The sequence below is a fragment of the Butyricicoccus pullicaecorum DSM 23266 genome, from assembly GCF_900167005.1.
Taxonomy (GTDB): Bacteria; Bacillota; Clostridia; order Oscillospirales; family Butyricicoccaceae; genus Butyricicoccus; species Butyricicoccus pullicaecorum.
The window spans coordinates 334,517-348,934 of sequence record NZ_FUXW01000001.1 but is presented as its reverse complement, the minus strand read 5'-3'; the positions used below and the strand labels follow the sequence as shown (position 1 = coordinate 348,934).

Annotated in this window: 13 protein-coding genes; 7 read left to right on the top strand and 6 right to left on the bottom strand. The window is 55.4% G+C overall.

The features are described from left to right. Positions 1-12: 12 nt before the first annotated feature. The 3 genes from B5D52_RS01785 to B5D52_RS01775 form a co-directional block, all read right to left on the bottom strand. Entirely contained in the window at positions 13-867 is an 855-nt protein-coding gene (locus B5D52_RS01785; protein WP_016147662.1) for a sigma-E processing peptidase SpoIIGA, read from the bottom strand. A 113-nt stretch (positions 868-980) separates the two neighbouring features. After that, a complete protein-coding gene (locus B5D52_RS01780; RefSeq protein ID WP_016147663.1) occupies positions 981-2,837 on the bottom strand; it encodes an S-layer homology domain-containing protein in 1,857 nt (618 codons plus the stop codon). 82 nt (positions 2,838-2,919) lie between these two features. Continuing rightward, entirely contained in the window at positions 2,920-3,723 is an 804-nt protein-coding gene (locus tag B5D52_RS01775; protein ID WP_016147664.1) for a YlmH family RNA-binding protein, read from the bottom strand. Between the two features lie 182 nt (positions 3,724-3,905). On the opposite strand from B5D52_RS01775, the gene B5D52_RS01770 reads away from it, so the two are divergent. Next, entirely contained in the window at positions 3,906-4,700 is a 795-nt protein-coding gene (locus B5D52_RS01770) for a biotin--[acetyl-CoA-carboxylase] ligase (protein ID WP_016147665.1), read from the top strand. A gap of 474 nt (positions 4,701-5,174) precedes the next feature. Here B5D52_RS01770 and B5D52_RS01765 read toward each other — a convergent pair whose 3' ends face one another. Continuing rightward, the gene (locus B5D52_RS01765) at positions 5,175-6,884 is read right to left on the bottom strand and encodes a ribonuclease J (RefSeq protein ID WP_413813317.1); all 1,710 of its coding nucleotides are present in this window, start codon (positions 6,882-6,884) and stop codon (positions 5,175-5,177) included. A 550-nt stretch (positions 6,885-7,434) separates the two neighbouring features. Here B5D52_RS01765 and B5D52_RS16660 point away from each other — a divergent pair. The 4 genes from B5D52_RS16660 (at position 7,435) to B5D52_RS01745 (ending at position 10,361) form a co-directional block, all read left to right on the top strand. Next, the gene (locus B5D52_RS16660) at positions 7,435-8,097 is read left to right on the top strand and encodes a 3D domain-containing protein (RefSeq protein WP_278246317.1); all 663 of its coding nucleotides are present in this window, start codon (positions 7,435-7,437) and stop codon (positions 8,095-8,097) included. Positions 8,098-8,300: 203 nt separating this feature from the next. Next, a complete protein-coding gene (locus tag B5D52_RS01755) occupies positions 8,301-8,915 on the top strand; it encodes a 3D domain-containing protein (RefSeq protein ID WP_016147668.1) in 615 nt (204 codons plus the stop codon). Between the two features lie 203 nt (positions 8,916-9,118). Beyond that, positions 9,119-9,637 (top strand): transcription repressor NadR, encoded by a 519-nt coding sequence (locus B5D52_RS01750; RefSeq protein WP_016147669.1) that lies wholly within the window; start codon positions 9,119-9,121, stop codon positions 9,635-9,637. Between the two features lie 148 nt (positions 9,638-9,785). After that, positions 9,786-10,361, top strand: coding sequence for a hypothetical protein (locus tag B5D52_RS01745; protein WP_016147670.1), 576 nt, complete (start codon positions 9,786-9,788; stop codon positions 10,359-10,361). A gap of 135 nt (positions 10,362-10,496) precedes the next feature. On the opposite strand, the gene B5D52_RS01740 is transcribed toward B5D52_RS01745, so the two are convergent. Further along, positions 10,497-11,108, bottom strand: coding sequence for a cytidylate kinase-like family protein (locus tag B5D52_RS01740; RefSeq protein ID WP_016147671.1), 612 nt, complete (start codon positions 11,106-11,108; stop codon positions 10,497-10,499). 140 nt (positions 11,109-11,248) lie between these two features. Beyond that, positions 11,249-12,625 carry a UDP-N-acetylmuramate--L-alanine ligase gene (gene murC, locus B5D52_RS01735; protein ID WP_016147672.1) on the bottom strand — a complete coding sequence of 459 codons (1,377 nt, stop codon included), beginning with the start codon at positions 12,623-12,625 and terminating at the stop codon, positions 11,249-11,251. A gap of 129 nt (positions 12,626-12,754) precedes the next feature. On the opposite strand from murC, the gene B5D52_RS01730 reads away from it, so the two are divergent. Both B5D52_RS01730 and B5D52_RS01725 read left to right on the top strand, forming a co-directional pair. After that, entirely contained in the window at positions 12,755-13,024 is a 270-nt protein-coding gene (locus tag B5D52_RS01730; RefSeq protein WP_040332532.1) for a SpoVG family protein, read from the top strand. A gap of 74 nt (positions 13,025-13,098) precedes the next feature. After that, positions 13,099-14,232, top strand: coding sequence for an MGDG synthase family glycosyltransferase (locus tag B5D52_RS01725; RefSeq protein WP_016147673.1), 1,134 nt, complete (start codon positions 13,099-13,101; stop codon positions 14,230-14,232). Positions 14,233-14,418: the final 186 nt, after the last annotated feature.

Below are 14,418 nucleotides of genomic sequence, written 5' to 3'. Positions count from 1 at the left end.
GCCTCGCTCCTTTCAAACACCGATGAGTCCATCGTACCGTCCGCCTGCAATCGGCTGCGCACTGATTGCCGCCAACCTGCAATCGGTCTTTCCCGCGTCCATGTGCACCTCGTCCAGCCGGAACGCGAGCAGCAATCCGCTGTTCTGTCCGACCGCTCGGTAAGGCAGCAGACAAAACCGGGTGCGCCACGCGTCGGGCAGACTGGCCATCTGGTCGCCTGCATTGTCCGACCGCAATCCGCTGACCACGCCTGCAAGCTCGCTCGGCAGCAGCCGTGCCGCCGCGTATCGATCGAGCAGCAGCGCAGGCCGTCCAGTAACCGGCTCGCACAGGGTGTTGCCCGTGTCACACAGCAAGTGCACGGTCGTCCGCTTTCCGGCAAAGGTCAGCTCCGCCTGTGCGCTCGGACGCTCGGCTCCGTTCTGTCCGGCTGTGCCGCGAAACAGCAGCCCGCTCGCGCACCAGCACAACAGCGCAGACGGAATGACCACGCGCAGCGGCACATCCAGATAGTACGCACCTCCGACGCGCAGCATAGCACCGGTCGCCTGACCGAGTGCCATCACCGCACCCGCGCAGGCACAGGAGACCAGACCGAATACCACCGAAACGCGCACAAGCCGACCTTTGCAGGGTGCAAACACCAGCGCGACCATGCCGATCCCAGCGGCCAGCTCGCACAGACCGTTCTGCAAAAAGGTAGTCGCAGGCAGAACGGCGCACACGGCATAGGCCGCGCCCACCGCCGCACCGATGAGCAGACGCACCCGCGGGACAAACACCCCGGCAATCCGCGCGGTGGCAAGCAGGAGCAGATAGTCCATTGCCAGATTGACCGCTGCAAGCACATCGAGATAAATGACCATGCTGTCCCTCCCTGCTCTCTATGATAGCAGACCGGACGGGCAGATTTTGTCCAACGGGTGACCGGGCAAAAAAATTCCCCGACAGGGAAATCTGTCGGGGAAAGATGTTTGTGTTAGACCAGTGTCATGGGAACGGTCAGCTGATTGCCGTTCGACAGGACGAGCACAATGTTCATCGTACCGGTGCGTCCAAAGACCAGAGGCTCCAGAGCTGTGCGGTACAGAACCACCTGATTGCCGCTGATGATGTACTGGGTACCCATGGCAAGCTGACTGCCGTCGAGCAGGACTGCCTGCACGACAACACTCGAGTCAATGTTGATGTTGATGGTCACATTCTGGTTGGCTGCGTTGCCTGCGGTCGCGCTGAAGGTCACCGCCTGGGTTGCAAGGCTAGCCAAGCCCGAATTCGAGGACGAAGACGAACCGCTGTTAGACGAGCTGCTGCCGCTTCCAAGGTAGATGGTCGCGGTCGGGTTGATGCCCGTGCTCATAATGACCTGTAGGGTGTACGTTCCGCTGGACAGACCGCTGAACGCATTCGACAGGATGCGGATGGAACCGGTGACCGGGTCATAGTCATACTGATAACCCGCCTGCAGGACACGGTCGCCCAGCATAACCGAGCGCACGGTAGCGTTATCCTCGGACACGATGGCAAGTACCACATCGCCAGCATAAGGCAGGTTGACCGTGGCCGGGGTCAGCGTGTGATTGGGCTGACTGCGGTCAACCGAGACCGACGTCCCCTGAATGGTCGCCGACATACCCTTGTTGAACGAGTAGGTCTGCGGCTCAATGGCACTGACCGCACCGTTTGCCTGGAAGACTGCATTCTGAATGGTACCAGTGCCCTCGATGGTTGCTGCCCCCTTAACAGTTAGCGACTCGACAAAAGCGCCTGCCGACAGGCTCAGACGGTTTGCATCCTGCAAGGTGACCTTGCCAAAGCGGCCATTCAGCGTCAGCGGCATATTCTTATCGCCGTAGACGTTGATCTGCTTGAGTCCGGAGGCGCCAGCCTGCAAGCTGGTCTGGGTCAGTCCGGCGGTGGTCATGACCGTGACCTGATCGATGTTCGTCGTACCAGCCGAGGTTACTTTCACCTCGCGTCCGGTAAAGGGCGAGCTGATATACAGTTCGGGGGCGGTGACGTTATTCAGCTGAACCGTGCCGCCCGCTGCAATCAGACGACCCTTGACGGTCACGTCAGACAGGGTCACTGCCGACTGGTTGAGTCCCTCGCTGATGTACAGATTGCCCGGAATGGTCACGCCAGACAGCGTGCACGCGCTCGTGATGGTCACGTTTTTGGTGTCCGAATTGAGAGACGAACTGTTATAGGTCGCGCCGGCCTGATCTAAGATCGTACCGGTGAAATAGTACAGAATCTTCGCCGCCTCGGCGCGGGTCACGCTGCGCTGAGGCTGGAAGGTGCCGTCGGTGTAGCCCGACACATAGCCGTTGTCGACCGCCCACTTAATATACAGTGCGCTCCAGGTGGCAATCTTGGACTTGTCGCTGAAGGACAGCTGGCTGGGTGTGACCGTTCCGGCATCGACCTTGCACAGTCTGCCCAGAATGGTCATGGCCTGCTCACGGGTGATGGCCTTGTCCGGGCCCATCTGGGTGCTGGACAGACCAGAGATATAGCCGTACTTGACCGCGATGCGCACCGACTCATAGTACCACTGGTCGGAGTCGACATCTTTATACTGGCTCACGTCGGCCTGCTCGGTGAACCCGAAAGCGCGGTTGATGTAGCGCATGAACTCCGCACGGGAGATCTCAGCCGTGGGCGTGAACTCACCTTTGCCGTTGGCATTGATGACACCATGTGCGCTGAGTGATCGGAAATATGGCTCCGACCAGTGGCCGGTGATATCATCTGCTGCAAAAGCCGCCGTCACAGCGCAGCTGCACACAAGCAATATGGTCAGCAAGCTGCGGGCGATTTTTTTCATCATCATAGCGTTCCCTCTCTTTCCGGTTGCTGGAATGATAGTTCATTATAGCAGTTTTCGTGATCGATTTCCAGTCTAAAGCGGCGATTTACACACTGCGTGTGTAGCGCACGAACTGTCGCCCCTTGCGGCTGACACCGCCAAGCTCGACAATGCGGGCACGCCCCAGACCGCGCACGGTGATGCGGTCGCCGGGTGCAACATCGGCATCGGGCTTGAGGCACTGCATCTGGTTGAGGAAGACCGTGCCCTTGTCGATGCGCTCCTGCATCTGCGCACGGGACAGGCGGAAGATGAGCGCGGCCACGCTGTCCAGCCTGAGAGACGCCACCGAGCCTTCCCCGTCCTCCTCATTGACCTCGGGTGAACGGAAATCGGTCAGCGCAATCTGACTGAGCATGACGCGCTTGCGTCCGGCTCGCAGAAAGTTCATCAGAATAAATTCTGCCATGTCCTCGGTGACAAAAAGCTCAGCACCATCGTCATGCAACAAGATATCGCCGACCACCGCGCGTTCGATGCCCAGACCCATGAGTGCACCCAGATAATCACGATGGGACAATGTATCTGCTGGACTCTTTTCGGCGCGCAGCAGCGCAAGCGGACTGTTTTCCGGCTTGATCGCGTCCTCAGCGGTCAGGTAGTCGGGCAAAAACAGCGCCATCACACGCTCGGCATCCGGGTAACCGCCCCAAAACACCGTCTGCGCCGTGATTCCAGTCTCGCGTGCGGCCTTGACGCACAGCGTGCGTTCGCGCAGATCGAGAAAGCGCGTGTGGGTCAGGTACGATCGCTCTTGGCTGACCTCATACTTATCAAAAAACTGCTGAAGCAGCATTTTATCCTCTGCTGTCTGCGCGAGTGCGCGCACAGCCTGTTCGCGGGTTTTCATACATTCCTCCTGATTCCGGCTGTCTGCACAAACCGGACTTTTTACCATTATACCACACTAAGCGCGAATTTTAAAAGGACGCCTTCAAGCTGGCAATTTTTTCTATGCATCACTCTACCATGTGTCCCTCAATTGTTATATAATAAAGTATACAAACTGACAGGATTGTGAGGGGATTTCGGATGGAAGATCGTTTGACTGCGGAAGCCATCACACGGCATCTGCACACCACACGCCTCGGACGTAAATTACTAATCGAGCCGTCTGTCGACTCGACCAACACCCAGGTCAAACAGCGCTTCGGCAATGAGGACGAGGGTTTTGTCCTACTGGCCGAGGAACAGACCGCCGGACGCGGTCGACTGGGGCGACAATTTGTGTCCCCGGCAGGCAGCGGACTATATATGTCCATTGTACTGCATCCCGATTTACCACTCGAGCGCATTTCCCTGCTTATGCTCATCTCGGCTGTCTCGATCTGCGAAGCACTTGAGCACCAGTGCGGCATCTGGCCGAAAATCAAGTGGGTCAACGATGTCTTTCTCCGCGGATACAAGTGCGCGGGTATCCTGACCGAGTCCTCCTTCTCGACCGGCGGCAGCAAACCGGACTTTTCGATCGTTGGTATTGGCGTGAATCTAAAATTTGACCGTGAGGCTTATCCTGAACTTGCAGACATCGCAGGCGGTATCTGGGACGAAACCCACCATTTACCTACCCGTGCACAACTCGCAGCATCCATCCTCAATGCGTTTGAACCGTGGTATGATAAGCTGCTTGCCGGAGAAAGTAAGGAACTATTGCAGGCATACCGCAGCCGTATGAATTGCCTGCGTAAGCGTATCATGGTCAGCTCTCCACAGGGACAGTATCCTGCAACCTGTGTGGATCTGACCGACGAGGGTAATTTGGTGATTATCGATCAGAATGGCACACAGACCATTCTGCGTGCCGGTGAAATCAGCGTCCGGCTGTGACACTTCCAAACCGCCAGACCCATTCCCGCCCGCAGCCCGTAGGCCACTATCCTCGTTCTCGCGCTGAGCGCGAATAAAACGAGTGTGCGAAATAAAGCTTTCGCTCAAGCCTTTCTCGAAAGGCTTGCGGAGTCTTGAGGCAGAGCCTCAAGTCGCCCGTCGCAACGGGCGAAATCCTTTTTGATTTTCCCGATCTCCCACGAGGGAAAATCAACGAAAATAAAAAAAGAAAAGCGCGACCCGCAGGTCGCGCAATCTCTGAAAAGACCGTCCTGTCGGACGGTCTTTTCCTTTTGTTTGTTTTAGTTGAAACCCGGGTCGTACACCGGGTTTCAAAAGGGAATTTCGCCATCTGCGGATGGCGACTCAGGGCTCTGCCCTAAGAACCCGCGGCCTTTTGAAAAAGGCCGGCGAAAGCTTCAATTTTTCCGTTTTTCCGGGTTATCCGCGCTGTCGAAAAAACAGACTTACGGCTTAAACCTCCATAATAATCGGCAGGATCATCGGGCTGCGCTTTGTTTTCTTAAACAAATAATTACTCAGCGCACTCTTGAGTGCACTCTTAATACCATTCCAATCACGCACGCCCTCGTCTAAGCAGCGATCCAGAGCCATTTGCGACTGAACGCGCAACTCTTCCATGAGATCTTCGGCCTCACGGACATAGATGAAACCTCGAGAAACAATATCCGGGCCAGCGATGACCACGCCGCTCTCCTTATCGATCGTGACCACGACAACCAACAGGCCATCCTCGGCCAAATGTTTACGGTCACGCAGAACGGCTGCGCCGACATCACCAATACCCAATCCATCGATCAGAACACGACCTGCCGGAACCATCGGGCACAGGCGTGCCGAGCGATCATCGATCTCAATCGGACGGCCGATCTCGGTAATGATGACATTGCGCGGATCGACGCCCATCTCCTCGGCCAGAGCTGCGTGCTTTTGCAGCATGCGATGCTCACCGTGTACCGGGATGAAATACTTCGGTCTGCACAGACCAATCATCAGCTTCTGCTCTTCCTGGCAAGCGTGGCCAGATACATGAATGGCTGCATTGCGATCATAAATGACCTCTGCGCCCTTGCGGTACAACTCGTTTACCATGTTAGAGACCGACTTCTCGTTGCCCGGAATCGCCGATGCCGCAATCAGAATGCGGTCACCGGTCACGACCTCAACCTGCTTATGGCTGGAATACGCCATGCGGTAGAGTGCGGACATGGTCTCGCCCTGCGAACCGGTAGACACGATGCACAGTCTGTTCTGCGGATAGCGGTTGATCGTGCTCACGTCGATGAGCACCTTACCGTCGTCGTGCAGATAACCGAGTTCCTGTGCAACCTGGGTGATCTTCTCCATGCTGCGTCCGCAGACTGCGACCTTTCGTCCGAAACGTGCGGCGATGTCCAGAATCTGCTGGAGGCGGCTGACGTTGGAAGCAAAGGTTGCGATGATGATACGCTGGTCACAGTTCTTAAAGAAATTCTCCAGCGACTGACCAACAACCTTCTCACTGGGCGTATAGCCGCTGCGCTCGACGTTGGTCGAGTCACTCATCAGCGCCAGAACGCCCTCGCGTCCGAGTTCACCAAAGCGTGCCAGATCGATCATCTCACCGCTGACCGGGGTCAGGTCGACCTTGAAGTCACCCGTATGGATGATCGTGCCGAGCGGCGTGCGGATGGCCAGTGCAACCGAGTCCGCGATCGAGTGGTTGGTGTGAATGAACTCGATGGTGAAGCATCCGAGCTTGATCACATCGCCAGCCTTGACCGTGTTCATGCGCACCTTCTCGGGCATGCGGTGCTCTGCCAGTTTGGTCTGGATGATGCCGCAGGTCAGGCGAGTGGCGTAGATCGGTGCATTGACTTCGCGCAATACATACGGGATTGCACCGATGTGATCCTCATGGCCGTGGGTGATCAGATAGCCGCGCACCTTCTTCTGGTTGCGCTTGAGGTAGGTCGTGTCCGGAATCACCAGGTCTACACCCAGCATATCGTCGTCCGGGAATGCCAGTCCACAGTCGATCACTACAATGTCGTTGCCATACTCGATGACCGTCATGTTCTTGCCGATCTCATTGAGACCGCCGAGCGGTATAATCTTCAGTTTTTCTTTCATAACTTCGATATCACTTTCCTTTGTCGTTTTACAATTTGGTTGAATCTTCATACGCCGGTCTTTCCGGCTTTCTCTCTTGTGACGAGGCCGCATCTTCGCGCCTCAAAATACCATCAAAAAAAATGGAACGGGTTGCTCCCAGAAAGCAGGCTCTCACAGCCCGCCCTTTCCGCACCGTGGGGGCAAACACTGTGTTTACTATAACACGTTTCCGCCGATTTGTACAGTGGGGTGCGTCCGCGCGTGGTCGACACAGACCGTCAGGCATGCCATAAAATCCGGCGGCTGACGCTCCGTTTTGTTACCGTTCTGTTACCTAAAATTTCGACAAGCATAAATCTAAAAAAAATCCAGTTACAGAATGGTTAAAATTTTTGAAATTTAAAGGCGATTTCTGTTATATTTATTTTATATATTACTATTTGTAATCGAATTTCAATTTTTTTCAAAAAATCATTTGACAAAGCTGGGTGAGGCGGGTATGATAGCACCTACGGATTGGTAACAAACCGGTTACAATCCAAGTTTTTTGTCCATTTATGCGTATTCAGACGCACAAACCAAGAAAAACGAGGAGATTTTTTGTATGAAAATTCGATGTATGAAAACCATGAGACGCTTCGCTGGTATGCTCGCCATCGGCTGTGTGCTGAGCACCGGAAGCGCTCTGGCTTATACCACCACGACGGAGAACGGCAGCGCTGCGGATGCAGTCATGGCGGCTCTCCCCTACGGCTACCTGTCGGCTTCCGCCGAGACCGTTGTTGACTCGGCCAGCGCGACCGAAGACATGCAGGCAGCTAAGAACCAGGTCGAGGAGGAAGAGCGTCAGGCACGCGAGGCAGCGGCTGCGGCAGCAGCAGCGGCAGCGGCTCAGGCACGCATCAACCAGCTGGTGAACGGCTCGGTCACTCCGCACTCGATCAGCAAGAGCAGCTCTCTGGCAGCTGACTCTGTCATCAAGAACAACTTCAAGAAGCTGGGCAACTACCGCCTGTCCTTCTACTGCCCCTGCGCAACCTGCAACGGCCGCTCGGATGCCAAGACCAAGCTCGGCACCAAGATGGCAGAAGGCCGCACCATCGCAGTTGACTCCCGCGTCATCCCGCTGGGCAGCCGCGTTTACATCGACGGCTACGGCGTATTTATCGCCGAGGATACCGGCGGCGCAATCAAGGGCAACCGCATCGATGTCTGTGTCGCAAATCACAGCCGCGCTTACCAGTTTGGCATTGATTATGCCGATGTTTACCTGATCGGTTAAGTTACAAATAAGTTACAAAATTTAGCCGTTTTTATATATTTTCAACTTTTAGGGCGTTCAAAACGCCCTTTTTTCATTATTTACAAAGAAAACTTGCATTTTATGGAATCTTGTGCTATACTATATGCAATTGTGAAACGAACGGCAGCCCATTTGCCGGCGTCGCAAGGCGGCGTATCCCACCAGTTTAAGAGGAGAATTTTATGAGATTTCTGAGCGTGAAAACAATTGTGCGCGGCGCGTCTGCGCTGGCGCTGTGTGCCTCCCTCAGCCTGGGCACCGCACTGGCTTACAACGGTGACCCCGAACTCGCATATACGACCCCTGCCCCCAAGGCAACCACTTCCACTACCGCTGCTGCCACCACAAAGACACAGCCTGCCAAGGCAGCCGCTCCGGTGATCGCAGCTTCGGCCTCTACCGACCGTCTCCAGCAGCTCATCTCGGGCGAGATCGTGACCCGCACGGTTGAAAAGCTGGACGCACTGGCAGCAGATGCCCAGATCACCCAGAACTTTAAGAACCTCGGTTCCTTCCGTCTGTCCTTCTACTGCACCTGTGAAAAGTGCTGCGGCGCTTACGCCACCGGACTGACCAAGTCAGGCACCACCGTGACCGAGGGCCGTACCATCGCAGTTGACCCCAAGGTCATCCCGCTGGGCAGCCGTGTTTACATCGATGGTTACGGCGTATTCATCGCAGAAGATGTCGGCAGCGCGATCAAGGAAAACAAGATCGACATTGCCGTCGGCAATCACGAGCAGGCACTCAAACTCGGCATCGACGAGGCAACCGTTTACCTGGTTGCCGGTGCTTGATCTATCCCGAATATGTGCAGTTTTAAGGACGCTTATGCGTCCTTTTTTCATGCTCGTATTTTTCCGAAACCTGACCCTGTTTTTTCACCTTCTCTTACATTATATATAAAGGTATTCACCCGCCTTGACACCTGTCGACCTGCCTTGCACGCAGGCCGTTTTTCTGTTATAGTATAAGGTATCGAAAACGAGGTGAATGTATTATGAACGCTGCCACGCGCCGCGAACAAATTTTGCAGCTGCTGAGCCAGTCGAGCGGCCCGCTGTCCGCTACCGCGATCGCTTCCCGCTTTTCGGTCAGCCGACAGATCATCGTCGGCGATATCGCCCTGCTGCGCGCCGCAGGCGCAGACATCACCGCAACGCCCCGCGGCTATCTGCTTGAGCGTCCAGAGGCGCAAAACCACCTTGAAATCAACATTGTATGCGAGCACGCAGATGACCGTCTGGCCGAAGAGCTGTACACCGTGGTCGACCTGGGCGGCGCCCTGATCGACGTGACCGTCGAGCATTCGATCTACGGGCAGATCTGTGCCCCCTTGCATATCTACTCCCGTTTTGACGCAGACGCCTTCCTGAGCAAGCTGGAGCGCGAGAACGCACGTCCGCTGTGTAATCTGACCGGCGGCATCCATCTGCACCGTCTGCGCTGCCCAAACGCCGAAGTACAGGCACGCGTCTTGCAGGCACTCAAGGACAAGGGATTTCTGCTCGAACGCTGACTGCACAAAACTGCCCCGCCGGGCAGTTTTTTTATTGTCTCTTTTATATCTTGACAGCTATCTTGATAACTGATATGATAGATTGCAGTCAGAGTCATCTGGCTGGTTGTCAAATATCTGTTGTCACACAAAAAAGGAGTCTTTTTCTATGTCCAGTCAAAAGCTGTACCGCATGGTCGTCGCAGCCCTGCTGTGCGCCGTCGGTATCCTCATCCCCATGTTCTCCCCCATTAAAATCAGACTCGACCCGGCATCCTTCACGCTGGCCAGCCATGTCGCGCTGTTCCTCGCAATGTTCGTCTCTCCCGGTGTCGCAGTTGCGGTATCCATCGGCACTACGCTGGGCTTCTTCCTCGCAGGCTTCCCGATCACGGTTGTTCTGCGTGCTGCCAGCCAGATCGTCTTCGCCGTCGTCGGCGCGCTCTACCTGCGCCGTCATCCCGACCTTGCCCTGCATCCCACCCGTCCGCAGACCCTGCTGTTCAGTTTCCTGATCGGTATTCTGCACGGTGTCGGTGAAGTCCTCATCATCCTGCCGTTCTACTTCGGTGGTTCTATGGCAGCATACGAGGCAAAGGGTTTCTTCGTCAGCGTCGTCCTGCTCGTCGGCGTGGGCACAGTCGTTCACTCCATGGTCGACTACGGCATTGCATCGGTCATCTGGTCGCCGCTGCGTCAGGTCATCCGTCCGAGCGCGCTGTGCGACACTTCCAAGCAGGCATAAATCGCCCCATCAAAAAAGCACTTCCAATCGGAAGTGCTTTTTTTCATGCAAATAGAAGACCGGCGCAGCGATGATACGCCGCGCCGGTTTCCCCTTCTCTTACTTTTTCTTGCCTTTTTCTGATATGATGCAAAATTACTTCTTGAGTGCGTTTACGTAAGCGAGAATGACCTCGATGGAATTCTCGACGCCCAGACGACCGGCATTGATGCACAGATCATAATGGTCGCTCTTGCCCCATACCTTACCGGTATAGTAGTTGTAATAGGTCGAGCGCTGCTTATCCATCTTCTCGAGCGCTGCGCGCGGAGACTTGCCGGACAGCTCATAATCGTCATGGGTCTGGATGCGCTGCAGGCGGTCATCTACCGAACCGGTGATGAAGAAATCAAAGCGATTTTCGTACTCGCGCAGGACATGGTCTGCGCAGCGTCCAACCAGAACGGCCGGGCCGCTGTCTGCGATCTCACGAATGATGTTTGCCTGTGCCAGGAACAGCTGGTCGGTTAGGGACATGCCATTAAGACCGGTAGAGCCAAACATGGTCAGCGAATAGAGCAAGCTGTTGGTTGCACGCTTGTCGAGCTGCTCGAACAGATCCTCGCTGAAGCCGCTCTTCTTTGCAGCACGGGAAATCAGCTCCCGATCATAGAATGGAATACCCAGACGAAGCGCGAGCTTGCGTCCGATCTCGCGGCCACCCGAGCCATACTGTCTGCCGATAGTAATAATGAGATTGTTTGCCATAATGACCCCTCCATTCTATGTGAAACTTGCATAATGTTTCTGTCATCATTATGGCACACATTATGCAAGTTGTCAACCGAAAGCAAAAATTTTTTCACACGCACCGGTTTCTGTAACAGATGCGTGTGAAAAAAGGTGGATTATTCGCCTTCTACAAGCATTTTGCCAACTTTATAGATATCGCCTGCACCCATAGTCAGCACGAGGTCACCCTCGCCTGCTTCCCGTCTGAGGTAATCGGCAATCTCCTCAAACGAACCCAAGCTGACTGCGCCCGGGATCTCGCGTGCCAGATCGTCGGACGAAATGCCGATCGTGTTCTGCTCACGTGCAGCGTAGATCGGTGCAAGCACGGCCTGATCGCACAGCTTGAGCGCTTCCACAAACTCTGCGAACAGCGCCTTGGTACGCGTATAGGTGTGCGGCTGGAATGCACAGAAAATGCGCTTGAAGTCCATCTGGCGTGCGGTGTTGAGGGTCGCACGCATTTCGGACGGGTGATGCGCATAGTCGTCCACGACCAGCGCGCCGGTGGACATACGTCCGGTCAGCTCAAAGCGACGGGACGAACCCTTAAACTGTGCCAGACCAGCAGCGACCAGCTCACCGCGCACTTCAAGGAAGGAAGATACTGCGCAGCACGCCAGTGCATTCATCATATTATGACGGCCGGGTACCGACAGGTTAACATGGGTGTACAGCTCGTTGTTCACCAGCACGTCGAACGAGTAATAACCGTTATTCAGCGTGACATTGGCCGGACGGACGTTAGCCGTGGGTGCGGTACCAAAGGTCATAATCTTGCGATCAATGCCCTGTACCGCCTGCATGGCGTTGTCGTCGTCCGCGTTGACAACGACCAGACCATTGGCCGGGGTCAGCTGACAGAATGCACGGAACGAATGGATGATATCGTCGAGATCCTTGAAGAAGTCCAGATGGTCAGCTTCCACGTTGAGCACAACCGCGATGGTCGGCGCAAAGGACAGGAAAGAATTGCAGTACTCGCAGGACTCTGCGACAAAGCACTCGTGACCACCGATGCGCAGCGTGCCGCCGATGGCGGGCAGATTGCTGCCGACCATGACCGTCGGGTCAAGTGCAGCCTGCATGGCAATAAGCGTCATCATAGACGTGGTGGTTGTCTTACCGTGGGTACCCGACAGGCAAATAACATCCTGGTAGTCGGTCATCAGGCAGCCCCACGCCTGTGCGCGCTCCATAACCGGGATGTTCAGCTCGTGCGCACGGACGATCTCCGGGTTATCGTCGTGTACGGCAGCCGTGCGGATGACGAGGGATGCACCCTCGACATTCTCTGCCGCATGGCCATAGTGAATGACTGCGCCCAGACGCTCCAGACGTTCGGTGACAGCCGAGTGTGCACGGTCGGAACCGGTGACCGGTACACCCATACTCAAAAGCAGTTCACCGAGCGAATTCATCGAGACACCGCCGATTCCGACAAGGTGAATGGTTTTTTTATGTTCAATAAAGGGCTTGATGGACAATTCCATGCGCATAGCCTCCAATTTATGATAAATATAGATTTGGTCTATGTATTATTATATGAGAAAGCAGACAGAATATCAAGCAGGAACATCGCTGCGGCATCCAAACAAAACCGTGTAAAGGAGACATCTTTTATGGAGATTACCGAGATCAAATTCCGCCGCTTTCCCAGACAGGGACGGCTGCTTGCCCTGGTATCGGTCACATTCGACGACGTGTTCGCCGTGCACGACATCAAGGTCATCGCGGGTGACGACCATCTGTTCCTCGCCATGCCCGCGCGGCGCACATCAGACGGACGATATCACGACATCGTGCATCCCATCGGCCCGCTCGTACGCCGGGAACTGGAACGTCAGGTGCTTGCAGAGTACCGCCGACTGACCGAAGCGCACGCCGGATAGACAGTTTGGCTTGCAACCTGCTCCGGAATGCGCTAAAATATACATGCTTTTAAATTTTGAAGGAGTAGAATGCAATGCGCGTTATGATCTTATCGGTGACCGCGGGGTTTGGTCACCACGCGACCGCAAAGGCGGTTGCAGATATGCTGCGTGACAAAGGGGCAACCGTAGAAACCGTCGATGTTTACACTTACATCAGCAAGATTGTCAAGGAAACCATCGACAAGGGCTATCTGTTCACCTCCAAGCACACGCAGGAACTGTATCGACTGGTCTATCTGCTGGCGGAAAACCGCGGCAGCGGCTATTTTTCCACCCGCATGTCCATCATCAACATCGTCAACGCGCTGGGCGCGACCAAATTTGCCCGCGTGGTCAACGATTTCGCACCGGATGCCATTGTGTGCACCCACGTCTTCGCCGCGCAGCTGGTGGACGACCTCAAAAAGCGTTCGCTGCTGACTGTGCCCACCATCGGCATCATCACCGACTACACCCTGCATCCTTACTGGGAGGAAGTGCCGCGCATCGAGTACATCGTGACGGCGAGCGAACTGCTCACCCATCGCGCGGTCAAAAAGGGCATCGAGGCCAACCGCATCCTGCCCTTTGGCATCCCGATTCATCCCAAGTTTAACCAGCCGATCGCGCAGCAGGATGCACGCGAACAGCTGGGTCTGGAACCCGACCGTCCGACCATTCTCATGATGGGCGGCAGCATGGGATACTCGGACAACAAAAAACTGATTTTGCAGCTTGGTCTGTGCGGTATTCCCTTCCAGCTGCTTGTCGTCTGCGGCAACAATAAAAAACAGTACGCCGAGATGGTCAGCATGGCCGACACGCTCACCGGCCCGTGCACGCTGCACCCGTATGGCTTCGTGACCAACGTTGAAGTCATGATGAGCGCCGCTGACTGCATCATCACCAAACCCGGCGGTCTGACCGTTTCCGAGGCGCTGGCTAAGAACCTGCCCATGATTCTGGTCAATCCCATTCCCGGACACGAGGAACGCAACGTGGAATTCCTGCTCAACAACGGCATGGCCTGTCTGGTCACCAAGACCTTCCCGGTCGATGAAGCGGTCTATCACCTGTTCATGAGTCCCCAGCGTCTGCGCACCGTGCGCGAGACCATGCATGCCATCGCGCATCCCGATGCCACCGAGCGGCTGTGCAACTTCATCCTGAACGACCTTATCCCCTGACTGCATCTGCGCCGTCCACACCCTGTGGACGGCGTTTTTCTGTTTCCGAATTTTCCTGCCGATCGCTGAAATCCACACGGCTCGGTCATTGACCCAGAGCGCACGGCGCAGTATAATTAGATTAGCAAATAAAACTAATTATGCCGGAAAGAGGGTTCCGGACTATTTGCAAAGAGAGAGTTTGAG